Consider the following 16,430-nt stretch of genomic DNA (forward strand, 5'->3'; position numbering starts at 1 on the left):
GAAACGCGCGGACCAATGCCATGAAACGGTCGCCAACGAATAAAAACAGCGGGGTCATCCTGCTCGTCGTGCTCAGCATGCTGACTTTCTTCAGCGTGTTGGTTGCTGCCTTCTTGGTTTTCAGCAACCAAGCTCGGCAAGCATCATTCGCCATCGCTTCCCGAAACGTGAAGCAAAGCCATCCAACCAGCTTGCTCGACGAAGCGTTGATGACCTTGATTCGTGGGACGAACGACGGAACCAGTCCGTTCTTTGGCGAAGATTTGCTGAGTGACTACTACGGACGCACCGATTTCTCGGCGTTGCAGGTGCGAACGGGAACCGTCGCAGCGATCCTGAACAATTCGTTCTTGCGATTCTCGGTCGCCAACGACACAACGGTCACGGGCAGCAAGTTGCTCTCCACGGCGGTCATTGACGATCTCTACACGGGCCGCGTCATCACCTTCACTTCGGGCAATTTGACCGGTCGTTCGTTTCGAATTTTACGATCCATTTCCACGGGGGCGGGATTGCATGATTTTATCGTGTCCGCGGACGCTGAATTGGGAGCCTTCGTTCCGGTTGCGGGTAACACGATCAGGATGAACGGTGTCCCACGGAATGCAGTGGGAATTGGGTTCAACGGCACGAATGTCACGGCAACTGCGCCAAGAACCACTGCTGCGTACGGAAACGTTGGGTTTTCCCTTCCCCTTGCAGTTCAGCCCAATCTGCTGGACGACAGTGTTGATAAGAGCACCTTTGTCGCTACCGCTGGGAGTGACTTCGACGAGAGTTACGACGCTGCCGATTTCAACAATTGGTTTCTCAGCTACCGCGATTCGAGCGGCGTCGTTGTCCCATCGTTTCATCGCCCCTCGGTCATCAATTACATCCTGAATGAAACCACGACTTGGGATGCTCCACCCACGAATGGGTATTCCGATGTGGTCGCAAGCATCGCGAGAGGAACGTTTCGGCCGATCCCGATTGCCGAGAATCAGTTGCGGCCACTCATGGCAGGTGGATCAGAGGCGGTTCACTCTCGTTTCAATGGTGGCAATCCTAGTTTTGCGCTTCGTGCTCCGCTTCCGATGCAGCAAACGGGAGGAGCCACTCCCAACTACGACGCGGCTCGTGCTCGTTTGAATCAGTTGGCGAGTGCTTTGATCGAAGGCCCTTGGGACGTCGACAACGACTTTGATGGAATTCCCGACAGCATTTGGGTCGACATGGGTTTGCCTCTGGTGACTTCACCTGAAGGCAAGCTGCTCCGGCCCCTGATCGCTCCCATGATCCGCGACATGTCGGGACGTTTGAACGTCAATGCCCATGGCAATTATGCGTTGATCAATCAAGGAGCAGGTGTCAACCAAATCGTTGGCGACTGGGCGGGCACAGCCGGAGTGTCCCAGTTTGCTTTCCGCGGTCTTGGCTTTGGTCCGGCGGAGATCAATATTCCTGGCACTGCTACCCAACTCTTTCCACTGCTTCGTGGGCGATATCAAGTTGGATCCGCGACTAGCGAAATGGTGCCCGGTCGAACGGGCGTGGACGCGTTGGGAATTTTGACGGCGAGCGCCCGTCCAGCATCTCTCGTCGGTGCTGGTGTTTACGGCAATTCCGTTGATCCCTACGGACGTGGCGGTTACGCGATGTCGCTCAGCGGTGACCTTGTCCCTGCCAATGATGGTGACACCGCAGTGCTCTCTCCTGTTGATCTTGGCGAGGCACTTGGAGATGATCCGGCAACAACGAGCTTTGTTGAACCGACTTCGGACGAATTGGTCGACAACCCTTACGAGTCCGACCCAACTGGTCGTCTGAGCGGCGACCGTCGCTACACGGAAGACGAGCTCGAGGCCATTGTTCGTGCGAATGAGTTTGACAGTGAAATGCTGCCAACACGATTGACGGAGTTGGTCAGGCCGCTGGTGACAGCGGAACCAGGATTGGTCAACGCAATCACGACGACCAGTCTTTCCGATGATTCGCCCTATGCGGGCGTCAGTGCGGCGTCGGCCTACGACGAATTGCGTTCACTCATCACCGCGATCGGAGGGGCTGCTCTCACAAATGCTCAACTCAATGATTTGGTTGCCCCCGAGTTGCGTTTGGCCAAACGCCTGGATATCAATCGCCGCATCGGAAACGGGGTGGACGACAACGCCAATGGCGTGGTGGACGAACCGCGTGAGTACAACGTGGCGGTCTACGATGACGATGGCAACGATATCGTCGATGGCACCAGTGAAACGACCGGGACGGAGACGGAAGCATTCCAGTCTTACGCGGGACAAACGGTGGATGCGAACTTCCTCGGGGTAGCTCCTGACTACGTCCGTGATGATTCCGATCCGGTTCCCCCACGGCAATTGCTCGCTCGTCACTTGTATGTCTTGATGATGATCATCAGCGACGATCTGCGGAACAACTATCCCGGATACGGTGATATGATTTCTCCTGCTGTTCCAACCTCGGATCCGGAGGCGTATCGAGCACGGCGACTGGCACAGTGGGCGGTGAACGTCGTGGACTATCGTGATTCCGATTCGATCATGACCCGGTTCCCCTATGACCCCAACCCGTTCGATAGCTGGGCGGTCGCCGATGATCTCGACGGTGATGGCGTGATTGATACCACATCGACACCCGATGAACGTTTTGGCACCAGCACAACCATGCCAACTGCCCAAAGTCCTGTCGTCTTCGGATGCGAACAACCCGAGTTGTTGTTCACCGAATCCTATGCGATGCATGATGTCCGGGTGCGTGATACCGATCTCGACACGGACAACAAAAAGGGGAACATGGCGCCTGACGAGGACGAGGACACCGATCAAGTTCGCATTCCTCAGGGATCGCTGTTTTTGGAATTGTATTGTCCTCGGCGACGCGTCATTGCTCCGAATGTGGATCCCAACACGGCAGGAATCCCTCGTGAGCTTTACGACGTCAACACCTCTGGTACCAACGTTGCCTATTCGCTCGATCTGGACCGTACGATCACGACCTACTTCGACGGAACCACATGGGGTGACACTTCAACGGCGGATGTAGAAATTCCTATCTGGCGGATCGCCATCAGTGAACCGCACTTCGATACGGGAACGGCTGCCAACAACCCTGTCGGCCAAGGGAACTCGCCAGTGGAGTTGCGAGACACACTTCCAGACACGCTCTCATTTCAACCCGAGCTTGGGAATCTCAATGCAATGGACGAGATTGATTTGACAGCAGGGAATCTTGATCTGAATCGATTTGTGTTCTTCACGGACTACGCATCCATTGCTGATCTGCAAGACGCGATTTTACCGATTCCGGATATCACGGAGCAGGCAAGTGTCTTTTTCAGTCGGAGCGGCACGGCAGCTTCGTTGTTCCCCGAACAGTATCTGACGATCGCTCCCCGAGTGACAACCACATTCGGCAGTCAAAGCTACACCGCCGGCCCAACGGCGCCGAGCCAACAGGTGTTCGAGATTCAGAACACGGCACCGGCAGTCGGGCTGATTCAGTTCGATGCGGCCGGAACGACGTTGACTCCGGATACCACCACCAACATTCTTCCGGGACTGTCGTTGCCCATTTCTGGATTTGCTGCGGGGGATTGGACCAACACGGCTGCCACGTCACCGAACGGCATTGGTTTGAATGTTTCGGAACCTCTCGCGATCAATGCAGGGGACTACTACGCCGAACCAACCAATCGTTACATCAACGCTCCCAACTATCCCGCGGTGGATGCCTATGTCGAGATCGACAGTGGGGCCAATCTCATCGCAGGGGCCGTCCGTGACCGACCCGAAGACATGCGAGTCAACGGCCCAATCCGACAGTTGACTGAAGCCTTTGCGGCCGATCCGGCGACGGTTGCAGACCCGATGCTCGGAACGGTGCCGAATTATCGCACCGCGTTCTTGCAACGGTTAGCCGATCCAACACGGGGATTTCATCCGACGTTGAACCCTTATCGGACCGTGGATCAAATCGCAATCGATCTGACGATCTTCAGTGGCGAGGACACGGCGTCAAGTGTGACGAGCGGTGGCAACGCACCTGCCACTCCAACCACGGAGCTTGCCTACGCAACGGAAAGCCGCCAGCGGGATGGGGTTGGAATGAATGGGGGTGGCAGCAACGTCCTGTATTCCTACAGCACGGAAGTTCCAGCGACCGTGGCTCCACCGATGGCTCCGGGCGGGACTGACTTCTTCAATCTTGGGGCCGCACTCGAGACAACGTTCAATTATCTGAACACCAACTTCGGTGCACCAGTGACCACCCCTGTGCGTGGGCGTCCGGCGGTCCCGTTTGCAATGCACCCGTGGTTGAATCGTCCGTATGCCACGCCGCACGAGCTGATGTTGGTGCCGGCCTGTTCGGCGGGGCGACTGTTCGAAGAATTCAGCGTGGTGGATCCTGCGAATCCGGATCCAGAGATCCTACCGGAGACCAGCACCACGACGACGGACCCGGCCTACGCGGAGACATTTGTCTCGCCCTTCCGGCACCTGCTGAATTTCTTTCATAGTGAGAATGTGAAACACTCTGGTGCTGCCCCTGCTGCGGAGTTCAACGCCCTGTTTGACTTCGTTGGCACCCCGCCTCCGTTCCGAGGTGAATCGGTTCCCATTCCACCTGCACTGATCAGTGCAACTCCGTTGGCACCCTTGTACTCGGCACCATTCAACTTCGTGGAAGACAATCGACGAATCGGGAAAGTCAATCTCAACACCATCGAGGAATTCTCGACTTGGAAGGGACTGATGCAGGGCCATCTGAATGCAGGTGAATACACCACTGCTGCGGGTGCTGGCACGGCAACTCAGCTGTCATACAACGAATTCGTGAAGTCTCGCCGCGGTTACGTTCCAACTGGAACTAAAACGACGGTGATGGATGCAGACGCAACGACTCCGGTGAACTACTTGCCCAATCAATTGGATCCACGCTTTCCCACGCAGTTCGCGGGCGTCTTCAAGCGATCCACATCGGGCCACCGCGCACCTGAAGTTCGCAATTTGGGCACAACAGCCCTGGATGAATCGGAAGATCTAAGACGTCGCAGGGTCAATGTTGGTTTGCTGCGAGCGGCAGGTCGGCTAGACGAACAGGAATCGGCTGGCGGAACATCGCCGAATGAAGTTTCGTTGTTCGTTCGTGAGTCAACACAGACGCCTGCTGTGGGGGCAACGAATTTGTCGCAAGACCGGAATCGCAATGCGTTCCTGAAATACCAGACGGTGAATCGGATGCCAAATCTGGTGTCAGATAATTCGCAAACCTTCCTCGTTCGGATGACGCTGGGCTTTTTCGAGGTCGATGCGACCAACACAAAGAACTTGGGGGCGGAGTACAACGAAGACAAAGGCGAGAACCAGCGGTATCACGCGATGTTCATCATTGATCGATCGATTCCGGTTGGCTTCATCCCTGGCCAAGATGTCAACGCGCGGGACACGGTCGTTTTCGAACGGTATTTCCAATGAGGACGCGTCCGTAGTACCGCTCCGCTTCTCGAGTGATCCATCATGAAACTTTCTATCTTCGATTCCACGAATTTGCGACCTATCCAGCTCATGTCTCGCAAGCCAAACGCTCGTGCCGCTTCCTGTCAACGTTGTTGCACGACGTCGGCGAGAGGCTTCACGTTGGTGGAGATGTTGATTGCGATGACGGTCACGTTGTTGATGATGGCGGCAGTCGCGCGGGCGTTTGCCTTTGTCGGAGCGAGAATCCGAGAGAGTCGTGGCAATGTGCAATTGGCGAATGAGTTGCGTGACATCACCACGAGGCTCAATGATGAGACGACCCGTTGCACGGTCAGTCTGACGCCAACAACCGGTGGGCCAGATCCCTCGGGTTATTTCATGTACTACGAGGGGCCGGTGACCGACGCAACTTCATCGCTGTTCCGCGCGGGGCTGAATGCGGATGGGACGGTGGATGTTCCGGACTCCCGTTACGGGGACTTCGATGACTACCTTGCCTTCACCGCAATCGCGCCCAAGGGGAGTTGGTTTTCGGGAAAGGTTCCTCGATACATCCTGGATCAACGAGCGGCGGATTTGGCGGGGACGGCTTACAGCATCCCTTCGGACAACATCTCGACGCCCGATATCGATGAGAGTCAGGTTCCGTTTGAGCCGGTGATGATCCGGTCTCGCTATGCAGAGATTGTGTACTTCGCGAGTCCCGAGTATCCCGACGTGGCTGCGGACGACCCGGACTATCTCCGTTATGTCGACGTGGACGGCGACACGGATTTGGGAAGCGGGACGGCGTCGGAGAATGGGCTGCCCGATCGGATGAAGATCCATCGGCGAGTCTTGCTGATTCGGCCAGATTTAAACCTTTCCACAGGGCCGCTGCCGATTCAGAGCCGAACGGTTGGCGGCACCTCGGTGCCATTCATGCGGGCGGACAATTGGCCTGACGCGACCACGGCCACCGTTCGCGGCACCGCCCCAGTTGCTTCCGGGTGGGCATACGGCATGGCAGGCGTGCATCAACAATGTGACCTGTCGGTACGTCGGGTATTCAATGCGGCGGGCACTCCCACTGCCAATGTCGCAGCCAACTCCCTTTCAGATCTGTCCATTCCGCACAACCGCTTCGCACACGTTCGGGTTCCCAATTCGGTGTTGACTGGTTCGGGGGGATCTGCCCCCACTTCGATGCCGGTATTGGCGTTGTCTGGTCCTGCAACCATCTTGAACATGCTCAATCTCTCCGCTTCCACTCCACGCTTGGCGCCACCGCTTTCCAGTGCTGGTGCGGCCGCGGTTGTCACCCCGAGCCGACTGTGTGGTTTCTTGCGACGTGAACTTGTGCTTGGCGACGACAGCACGCATCTCAATCCGGGTAAGTATTGGGGCGCTGATCGTCGAGGAGAGGATGTGGTGGTCAACAATGCACTCAGCTTCGACGTCAAAGTCTACGACCCCGAAGTCTCTTTGTTCGAGACGAACACGGGGCTTGTTGTCAGTCCGAATGACGCTGGGTATCGCGAAACTCTGCTGGACGCAATCACCAATTCAGAGACGCCGGTTTTGACGGGAGGATTCGTTGACCTCTGTTACCCGGTGCTCGCCGGGGGATCTCTTCGAGGTTGGCAAGCCCGTTATCTGGACCGAGTGAACACGACCACAGGATCGACGATCGCAGCGACGCCAGACTATCTCACCACACCTTTCTCTGGTTTGGATTCATTCTCCAATGCCTCGCAGTCGTATTCCAATCCGCTCTACCGTTCAGGACGTCTGCTGACGTCGGCGGTCAATACGATTTCGCTCTTCCAGCCTGCCTTCGATACCTACACTTCGTGGTACGAAAAAGACGGCTTCCTTCAGGGGCGAGTGAGCGCCACGGCTGAGGGGACTCGGTGGACCACCACGGCCGGGGCGACCGCTGACCTTGGTGCTGATGGCATGGAAGGATTGGGCATCTATCAAGCCGGAGTCGCATCCGTCATCGGACGATACGGGCCGGACGACCTGGGCGAACGAGAAACGTTGCCACCGTTCGTCGCGACTCCCGAAGCTGTTCAGATTTCGGTTCGTTTGGAGAATCCCACCACGCGGCAAATTCGACAGGCCAGTGTGACGGTGCGGGATGAGTGAGAGTCAGAGTGGGAAAGGGGCTCCGGACCACAGGGACTCCAATTCGTAGGCCAGGTTCCACCTGGCGCTGGTTCCGCGCGAGGGAACTCGGAGCTTGCGTCGTTGGTCGCTGGATTCACTAGGTTCCGTAGGGTCCCTCGCTGACGCGTCGGGTTGTGAAGTGTTGGTAGCTGGATTCGCCCGAATTCAAAGACGTGGGTTGGTGGGCGGTCCAAATTCTTGGCGAATTCGGCGACGAGTGGCGAGTATGAGAAGATGAGCTGCCAAGCTTGTCGACATCGCAACACGCCGGTGAGCGAGGGACCGCACCACCATCCCCCACGACGGCCCCATCCGGGGCGATGGCGGCAATCGAACGTCGGGTTTTCATTTCGACGGGCTTGGAAGCCCATCGTACGGGGCACGGGGCAAGGGGCACGAGCACGAGTTAGGAGTTAGGAGTTAGGAGTTAGGAGTTAGGAGTTAGGAGTTAGGAGTTAGGAGTTAGGAGTTAGGAGTTAGGAGTTAGGAGTTAGGAGTTAGGAGTTAGGAGTTAGGAGTTAGGAGTTAGGAGTTAGGAGTTAGGAGTTAGGAGTTAGGAGTTAGGAGTTAGGAGTTAGGAGTTAGGAGTTAGGAGTTAGGAGTTAGGAGTTAGGAGTTAGGAGTTAGGAGTTAGGAGTTAGGAGTTAGGAGTTAGGAGTTAGGAGTTAGGAGTTAGGAGTTAGGAGTTAGGAGTTAGGAGTTAGGAGTTAGGAGTTAGGAGTTAGGAGTTAGGAGTTAGGAGTTAGGAGTTAGGAGTTAGGAGTTAGGAGTTAGGAGTTAGGAGTTAGGAGTTAGGAGTTAGGAGTTAGGAGTTAGGAGTTAGGAGTTAGGAGTTAGGAGTTAGGAGCTAGGAGTTAGGAGCTAGGAGCTAGGAGCTAGGAGCTAGGAGCTAGGAGCTAGGAGCTAGGAGCTAGGAGCTAGGAGCTAGGAGCTAGGAGCTAGGAGCTAGGAGCTAGGAGCTAGGAGCTAGGAGCTAGGAGCTGGCCGGCTCCGCCGGCCTAACAATCGGCCCAGGTTCGGCCGTGGGCGACGTCGACTTTCAGGGGCACGTCCAGTTCCATCACGCTGGTCATCGATTCGCGAATCAAATCGGACAGGGCGTCCAGTTCTTCGTCGGGGGATTCGAGCAGCAGTTCGTCGTGGATCTGCAGCAGCAGACGGGCTTGCAAGTCGCTCTGTTTCAATTGCTCGTGGACTCGCAGCATGGCCAGTTTGATCAGGTCCGCTGCGGTGCCTTGAATCGGCATGTTGATCGCAATGCGTTCCGGTTCCGTGAGGCTGCGGCGTTTCGATTCGGGCAGGTTGGCGAGGTCGCGAACGCCTTTGATTTCTCGCCGACGACCCAACATGGTTGTCACGTAGCCTTCGTTTCGGCAGCGGGCCAGGGTGTCCATCATGAACGCTTCGACACCCGCGTAGCGTTGGAAGTACAACTCGATGTAATCCCGTGCTTCGTCGTTGCTGATGCCGAGTGTCTTGGCCAACCCAAACGGGCTTTGCCCGTACACGATTCCGAAGTTGATGGTCTTGGCGATCCGCCGCAGGTCGCTGGTCACTTCCGATTCGTCGATGCCGTTGACTTCGGCGGCGACTCGCGTGTGGATGTCGGCGTCGTCGCGGTAGGCACTGATCAAGGCTTCGTCACCGCTGTAGTGCGCCAGGACTCGCAGTTCAATTTGCGAGTAATCGGCGCCGAGCAACGACCAGCCTTCTTGGCCGGCGGTGAACGCGGCCCGGATCGCTTTGCCTTGCTCGGTTCGAATCGGAATGTTTTGCAGGTTCGGTTCGCTGCTGCTGAGCCGGCCCGTGGCCGCGACGTCTTGCCGGAACGACGTGTGGACGCGCCCGGTTTTTTCGCAGATCAATTGCGGCAGGGCATCGATGTAGGTGTTCTTGAGCTTGGTCGCTTGGCGGTACTGCAGGATGTGCTGAGCGATCTCGTGGTTGACCGCCAATTGGCTGAGCACGTCGGCATCGGTGCTGACCCCGGTCTTGGTTTTTTTGATCACCGGCAGGCCGAGTTCTTCGAACAGGACCACGCCGAGTTGCTTGGGGCTGTCGAGGTTGAACTCATGGCCGGCGGAGGAGAACACGAGTGCTCGCAGGTCCGCGATTTCCTTTTCGAATCGCTCGCTCATTTGGGCCAGCGTGCCCGCGTCGACATGGATGCCGTTGAATTCCATTTCGGCCAGCACATCGATCAGCGGCATTTCGACTTCATCGAACAAGCCATCCAAACCGGACTCGGTCAATTCGTCGCGGAGCGTGGGGGCGACTCGAATGGGCACGTCGACGTCTTCGCAGGCATAGGGGGAAACGTCGTCGACGGGGACTTGGTCCATCGTGATTTGTTTCTTGCCCGTCCCGATCAGTTCTTTGATGGAGAGGTTGTCGTGATTGAGTTTGCGTTTGGCGAGGTCGTCCAGCCCATGGTTGCGGCCTCCGGAATTGAGCAGGTAGTCGGCGACCATCGTGTCGAGTGTGATGCCGCCGAGCTGCACGCCGGCGGAACGCAGCACGATCATGTCGAACTTCAGGTTGTGGCCGACCTTCTCGATCGTGGAGGATTCGAAGACCTCGCGGAGGGTTTCGATCACCACGGACTGCTCGATGGTTGGATCTCCGGCGGGGGCGCGGACGGGAATGTAGGCGGCTTCGCCGGATTGCCACGCGATCGAGATGCCGACCAAGTCGCAGCCTCGGGCTTGGGTGCTGGTCGTTTCCGTGTCGATGGCGAGGACGGTTTGCTTGGCGAGTTCTTGGGCCAGGGCGTTCAGTTCGCTTTCGTTGGTGATGGTTTGGTAGCGAGATTCCCAGGCCGGTGGTGGTTCTTCCACCGGGGCTTCCCCGCCGAGCAATTCTGCGGCGCGACCGCGGAGGCGACGAAAGCCGAACTCTTGCAGCAACGCGTCGACGCGTTCGAGGTCGGCGGCGGAGCGGACGCAGCGGTTCCAGGGGATCGGTGATTCGACATCGCGTTTGAGTTCGACCAGTTCACGTGACATCATCGCCGCCTCGCGGCCGTTCATCAGGTTCTCTTTGCGTTTCTTTCCCGAGATCGACTTGGCGTTGTTGAGAATCTCTTCCAGGGTGCCATGCTTTTCTAGCAGTTGCTGGGCGATCTTGGGGCCGATCAGGGAGATGCCGGGAACGTTGTCGACTGGGTCGCCGACGAGGGCCTGGTAATCGACGACTTGGTCGGGCCGGATGCCCCACAGTTCTTGCAGTTCGGCGGCGTCGATCTCTTGGTCCTTGCGGATGTTGTAGATCTTGGTTTGTTCGCTGATCAGTTGCCGGCAATCTTTGTCGCTGGTGACAATCAGGCAGCGGCCGCCGGCGTCTTCGACTTTCGCAGCGACGGTGGCCAGCAGATCGTCGGCTTCGAAGCCGCCCTGTTCGATGATGCCGATGCCCATCGCGTCGATGGCTTGTCGGATCAGAGGGATTTGTTGGCGAAGTTCATCGGGCATCGAGTCCCGGTTGGCTTTGTAGTCGGGATACAGCTCGTTTCGAAACGTGACCTCGCTTTTGTCGAACGCGGCGATCAAGAAGTCCGGGTTCTTGCGTGAGAGCAATTCCAGCATGTCGCCGACGAAGCCATAAACGGCGGAGACAGGCAGCCCTCCGGTGCTGGTCATCGGCGGCAAGGCGTGGAAGACCTGGTAGATCAACGAGTGAGCGTCGACGACGACGACGAGTTTGTCGGTCAGGTCGGGGACCGGATCGTCGGTGGTTTCCGGGATGGGGCGTTGCAGCACAGCGGGCAAGGCATCGTCGGCGATTCGAACCGCGTCGTGCCGTTGCTTGCGTTCCTCCTGTGTTTCGCGATCGGCTCGCGGGCCCGAGTGAGAAGCGTCCAGGGGCGCAGCTTCGGAGGAAGTCGGTGCGTGGGATTGCCGGGCGGCGTGGGTTGGCAGCGGCGTCACGCCTTTGCCCGCGACGGACGGAACGGTCTCGGCGTTGGGGCTGGGGGTGAACCCGCGGGTGGCGGACAGTTTGTTCGGGTCACGCTCTGCGGCGGGGGTGTCGCTCGGGCCGGGGGCCGATGCTGTCGCGTCTGGCGTGGATTCGGCGACTTGGTTGGCAGTGGAAGCGGCCGCTGCGGGGGCCTCGTCGAACCCGCTGAACAGCATTTGGTCGTCGTCGTTCTGTTTGGGGCGGGGTCGAGATTTGGCCATGGGAACCGTAAACAGGTGGCGAGGCGTCGAGAAGGGCAACTTGGCGTGGGGCTGGCGAGAGCATACCGCGATCGATCGAAATCGGGCAGTTTGGATCGGCGAACTCGTGGCCGCGAAAGACGAATCGGGGAGGATTGTGCTGGTGAAGTGGGAAAGGGCCACAGGAGCTCAGGGCCACAGGACTCGATTGGTAGGCCTGGTTCCACCTGGCGGTGGTTCCGTGCGGGGGAACTCTGGACTCGCGTCATTGGGTAGCTGGATTCGCCAGAATTCAGAGGTGGTGAGTGGTGAGTGGTGAGTGGTGAGTGGTGAGTGGCGAGTGGCGAGTGGCGAGTGGCGAGTGGCGAGTGGCGAGTGGCGAGTGGCGAGTGGCGAGTGGCGAGTGGCGAGTGGCGAGTGGCGAGTGGCGCGAAGATGGCTGCCAAGCCCGTCGACATCGCAACCCGACGCGTGAGCGAGGGACCACACCACCATCCCTCACGACGGCCCCATCCGGGGCGATGGCGGCAGTCGAGCACGAGCACGAGCACGAGCACGAGCACGAGCACGAGCTAGAAGCTAGAAGCTAGAAGCTAGAAGCTGAAAGCTGAAAGCTGAAAGCTGAAAGCTGAAAGCTGAAAGCTGAAAAACCTTCTGTTTGGGGCGGGGGGGAAGGCGTTTGGCCATGGCTTTTCAAAGCGGTTCGTCGTCAAAATCGGAGCAAACCGGTGGGGTGGCGCGATCGGGGGAACAGTTTCAGGCTGATTTCTGTGTCAAAAAGATGCGTTTCGGACCGTCACTGAATACAATCGCTGTTTGCAGAAGGGAGTGGTTCGCCATTCCCAATGGGTCGGTGGCCGCTGTTCATCGAGTCCACATGCGACCCCTGTTGGTCCGACTGCCCTCGCACGGGCACTCCATCTCCTCCTACTCTTCACCGCCCCCATGGCCGCACGCGACGATTCAGTGATCCGAGGCAGCTTGATTGCCTGCCTGATTTTCCTGGTGCTCTCTTTGGCGCTCAACTTCTTTCTGTGGAGTTGGGGCGACACGCAAGCCGAGACGGCAGCGGGGGCGAATGAACGCCTGCAGGCACGTGGCAATGAGCTGCAAACGATGCAGAGCGAAGCGACGCTGATGAAAGCGATGCTCGGCGTGGGAGGGTTGAGTCAGGCTCAATTCGACCAGCTGACGTCCAGCACCGGTGGCGATCCCGAAATCGAAGCGATCGAGCAAAACTTCGCTCGTGACATGGCGTTGTTCGGCCCCGAAGTCGACCCGCAAAACCGCAATTACCCCGCTCTGCCAGAGTTCTTGGTCAACGCGATTCGCAACCGCAACGTCCAGTACAGCCAGGCTCGGGATGAAGCGACCCAAATTCGGTCGCAGGCCGACAGTGACATCGAAGTGGCTCGCAAAGCCCAAGAGGTGGCCGAGCAAAGTCGTGACGATGCCAATAAGAAACTGGAAACGGAGCAATCCAAGTTCGCGGAAGACCGTCAGCAAATGAAGCTGACGACGGAGCGAACCAGCGACAGCCTGCAAAAGAAAATCACGGAATTCACGACGTATCGAAACAAGGTCACCGCCGAGATCAACGAACTGCAGCAACTCGAAACTCGCTTGTCCAGCACGATCGAAAACCAACGGCAAGAACTGGTGCGACTTCGCAGCACCAACTTCGAAAGCACCCAGGGTTTGATCAGCTATGTCTATCGCGACGGGAACGTGGTGACGATCAATCTGGGATCGGCCGATGAGCTGACGCCTGGTGTGACGTTCGGCGTGATCGATGGTGACGAAACGCGTTTGCAAGACGCGAAGATCAAAGCCACGATCCAGGTCACCAAGCTGTTGGGCGATCACCGCGCGGAAGCTCGTGTGGTGGCATTCCCCGAGATTCGCTACCCCATCATCCCTGGCGACCAGATCTACTCCCCGTTCTGGTCACCCGGACGTCGCGTGAAAATCGCTTTGATGGACAACATCGACATCGACGACGACAGCCGCCCCGATACCACCGAGATCTCTTCGATGATTCGGGCCGCAGGAGCCGAGGTGGCAGCGATCTTGCGAACCGATGGAACGCAAGAAGGCACGTTTGACAGCAGCGTTCGATTCTTGGTGATTGGTGAATCGGAGCGGTTGGACGACCAAGCGGACAACGCCAGTGAGATCGAAGCGGTCGGAAAAGCGAAAGCCAAGGCAACCGAGAATGGTGTGACCATCATTCCCGCTTGGAAGCTGCAAGCCTATCTGAAGACGATCGATGATTCGCTGACGACGCCGCTGGGATCCGCCGTTCGGGGACGCGACTTTGCTCCCGAAAAATCGACGGCTCCTCAGTCGTTGCCCAACAGTCTGCCGAAGATCTTCACCGAGCAGAAAGACCGGGTGCAACGCAACAACGAGATCCTGCGACCGTAGTTCGACGCGGTCGCCGGAGGATGACTTGTGAAGCGAGCGGACCGCTCGCTTCGCTCGACCCTCCCCGGAGGAAGGAAGTAGCACGAGGCGCCAACGGAGTCGAACATTTGTCCCCCCATGTTTGCGTGACTGGTTGGTGTGGTCGAGCGGCGTGGCGGGCACGGTTTGGCACTGAATCGCGTGCGATGTGGCTTGGTGGTTCAGGGCTGCCCGGCGGAACAGTTGAGGACAACTGTTCTACTCTGATACCGACATTCGCTTCGGCCTGGATGGTGAACCGCAAGGCTCTGCGATCCGGGTGACGCCCTGGGGGTTCGATGCCAAAGGTCAAATCGACAATTTGAAATTGTACAATCGGGGTGAAAGCTGGCTTGAGGCGGACGCTGGCTGGGGACGTGACCAGTCAATTTGCAGTTTGCAATTTTCCAATCACAGCCCTGTCGGATGGTCTCTCCGCCCGTCGACAAGGATCCTCGACGCGTCAGCGAGGAACACACCGCATCTACGACGGCCCCGTCCGGGGCGAACTTTCTGTGTTTCGTGATCCAACTCGGGGCTTCCGCCCCGAGCTAACGACGTCGGCCCCTCCGGGGCGATGGTGGTCAACCGCTCCTCTCACCGTTCCGCGGTTGCCTGATCACTCAGGCACGCACGATCAGTCGCGGAGCGACGACAGCCGAGAGCGTTGGGTTTCAACCCAACGTCACGAGAATGGCCATGCGGCGACCAGTCGCGGAGCGACGGCAGGTGCAGTTCCTCGCTCGCCCTTCGGGTTCCTATTGATTCGACGGGCTTGGAAGCCCACCGGACGAGCACGAGCACGAGCACGAGCACGAGCACGAGCACGAGCACGAGCACGAGCACGAGCACGAGCACGAGCACGAGCACGAGCACGAGCACGAGCACGAGCACGAGCACGAGCACGAGCACGAGCACGAGCACGAGCACGAGCACGAGCACGAGCACGAGCTAAGAGCTAAGAGCTAAGAGCTAAGAGCTAAGAGCTAGAAGCTAGAAGCTAGAAGCTAGAAGCTAGAAGCTTTGCTGCCTCAGTTTCGGGTCAGGTCCCAGGCGTTGGACCAAGTCGTCTGGGTTGGCTGCATGCCGAATTCGTTTTCCAGGCGGTCGGCCATGTCGGGCAAGTGGCCGGCTCCGTAGAACACGGCGATGTTCTCTTTGCCGGCATCGAGTTCTTGCTTGAGAATTTCGAAGGCCTTGCGGTTGCGGCCTTTGATCAAGGTGTTCTCCCCGTTGGCGTCGTCCATGCCGGCGGTCACCAGTTCGATGTCGACCAGTTGGCGGGCCATCGCTCGCTTCATGTTCATCGGGCGGTCTTCGCCGCTGAACATTGCCATCATCAACCCAGCGTCACCGCCCGTCTTGGCTTGCGAAGCGATGCCAGCACCGAGCATCCGAGCGACCATCTTCCAGATGCTGTCGCCACGCTTTTCAAGGTCCTCGACAAACTCTTCCGGGCTCATGTCCGCATGCCGAAAGTTCTCGGCCATGTAGTCGATTTTTTCGAGTTGGTACTCCAAGTTCAACATGTCTTTCATACCGGTCTGAACCGATGCCAAGATGGAACGGCGTTCTTCCAAGTCTTCGGGGCGGATCCGCGTTCCATCAGGGGCGACCAATTCGTAGAGCACGCAGTCGTACTTCGACAGTTGTTCCTTGAGGTCGGTGTAGTACTCGTTCTGTCCGATGTGAACGACGCCGACCAGATCCACGATCGCACCGTCATACTGTGTGCCGGGCTGGCCGACAAATTGAACGGTCGCGGTTTGCAACGCGAATGGTTTGTCGTCCACTTCGTGAACCCGAACGTAGCTGGGTTCTTCGGCTGCCTGTGCGTCGTCGACCGGGGCGGGCTCGGTGGGAGTGGTTGTCGCTGGTTTGGTTTCCGCCAGGGGTGGAGGTGGCGTGGCCGCTTCCGTTTGCACAGGCGGTTCCGCGACCGGGGTGTCTTGGGCAGAGACAGGTGCGAAACCAAACAGGGCTGCCGCGCAAACGGCCAACCCGCTGGTGCGAAGGTGACGCTGGAGAGGTTTCCAAGCGGATAGGAGGGCAACCCGCCCAGCTGAGAGTCGGGGAAGAAAATGGCGTTTCATCGAGATCACTCAGAGGTCGGTAGGAAAGAGGCGGCCTGCTTTCACCATAGCGCTAGAAACGCTTTCCGGCAAGCAAACGAAGGCATCTTGGGAAAGGATGGGCCACG

At 58.1% G+C, this 16,430-nt stretch carries 6 protein-coding genes; 3 read left to right on the plus strand and 3 right to left on the minus strand.

Annotated features, from left to right (window positions below; all coding sequences use genetic code 11):
- Positions 1-20 precede the first annotated feature (20 nt).
- Together UH5x_RS22595 and UH5x_RS22600 are read left to right on the plus strand one after the other, a co-directional pair.
- Positions 21-5,474, plus strand: a complete 5,454-nt coding sequence (locus UH5x_RS22595; protein WP_482633753.1) for a hypothetical protein — start codon at positions 21-23, stop codon at positions 5,472-5,474.
- Between the two features lie 42 nt (positions 5,475-5,516).
- On the plus strand, positions 5,517-7,607 hold the full coding sequence (locus UH5x_RS22600) for a PulJ/GspJ family protein (protein WP_047814461.1): 2,091 nt from the start codon (positions 5,517-5,519) through the stop codon (positions 7,605-7,607).
- A gap of 1,019 nt (positions 7,608-8,626) precedes the next feature.
- On the opposite strand, the gene polA is transcribed toward UH5x_RS22600, so the two are convergent.
- Entirely contained in the window at positions 8,627-11,806 is a 3,180-nt protein-coding gene (gene polA / locus UH5x_RS22605) for a DNA polymerase I (protein ID WP_482633754.1), read from the minus strand.
- A gap of 924 nt (positions 11,807-12,730) precedes the next feature.
- On the opposite strand from polA, the gene UH5x_RS22610 reads away from it, so the two are divergent.
- A complete protein-coding gene (locus UH5x_RS22610) occupies positions 12,731-14,212 on the plus strand; it encodes a hypothetical protein (RefSeq protein ID WP_047814462.1) in 1,482 nt (493 codons plus the stop codon).
- A 615-nt stretch (positions 14,213-14,827) separates the two neighbouring features.
- Here the strand turns inward: UH5x_RS22610 and UH5x_RS22615 are convergent.
- Both UH5x_RS22615 and UH5x_RS22620 read right to left on the minus strand, forming a co-directional pair.
- Positions 14,828-15,178 carry a hypothetical protein gene (locus UH5x_RS22615; protein ID WP_482633755.1) on the minus strand — a complete coding sequence of 117 codons (351 nt, stop codon included), beginning with the start codon at positions 15,176-15,178 and terminating at the stop codon, positions 14,828-14,830.
- Positions 15,179-15,261: 83 nt separating this feature from the next.
- Positions 15,262-16,323, minus strand: a complete 1,062-nt coding sequence (locus UH5x_RS22620) for a TraB/GumN family protein (RefSeq protein WP_482633756.1) — start codon at positions 16,321-16,323, stop codon at positions 15,262-15,264.
- Positions 16,324-16,430: the final 107 nt, after the last annotated feature.

It is taken from the genome of Rhodopirellula sp. UH5 (assembly GCF_056839225.1).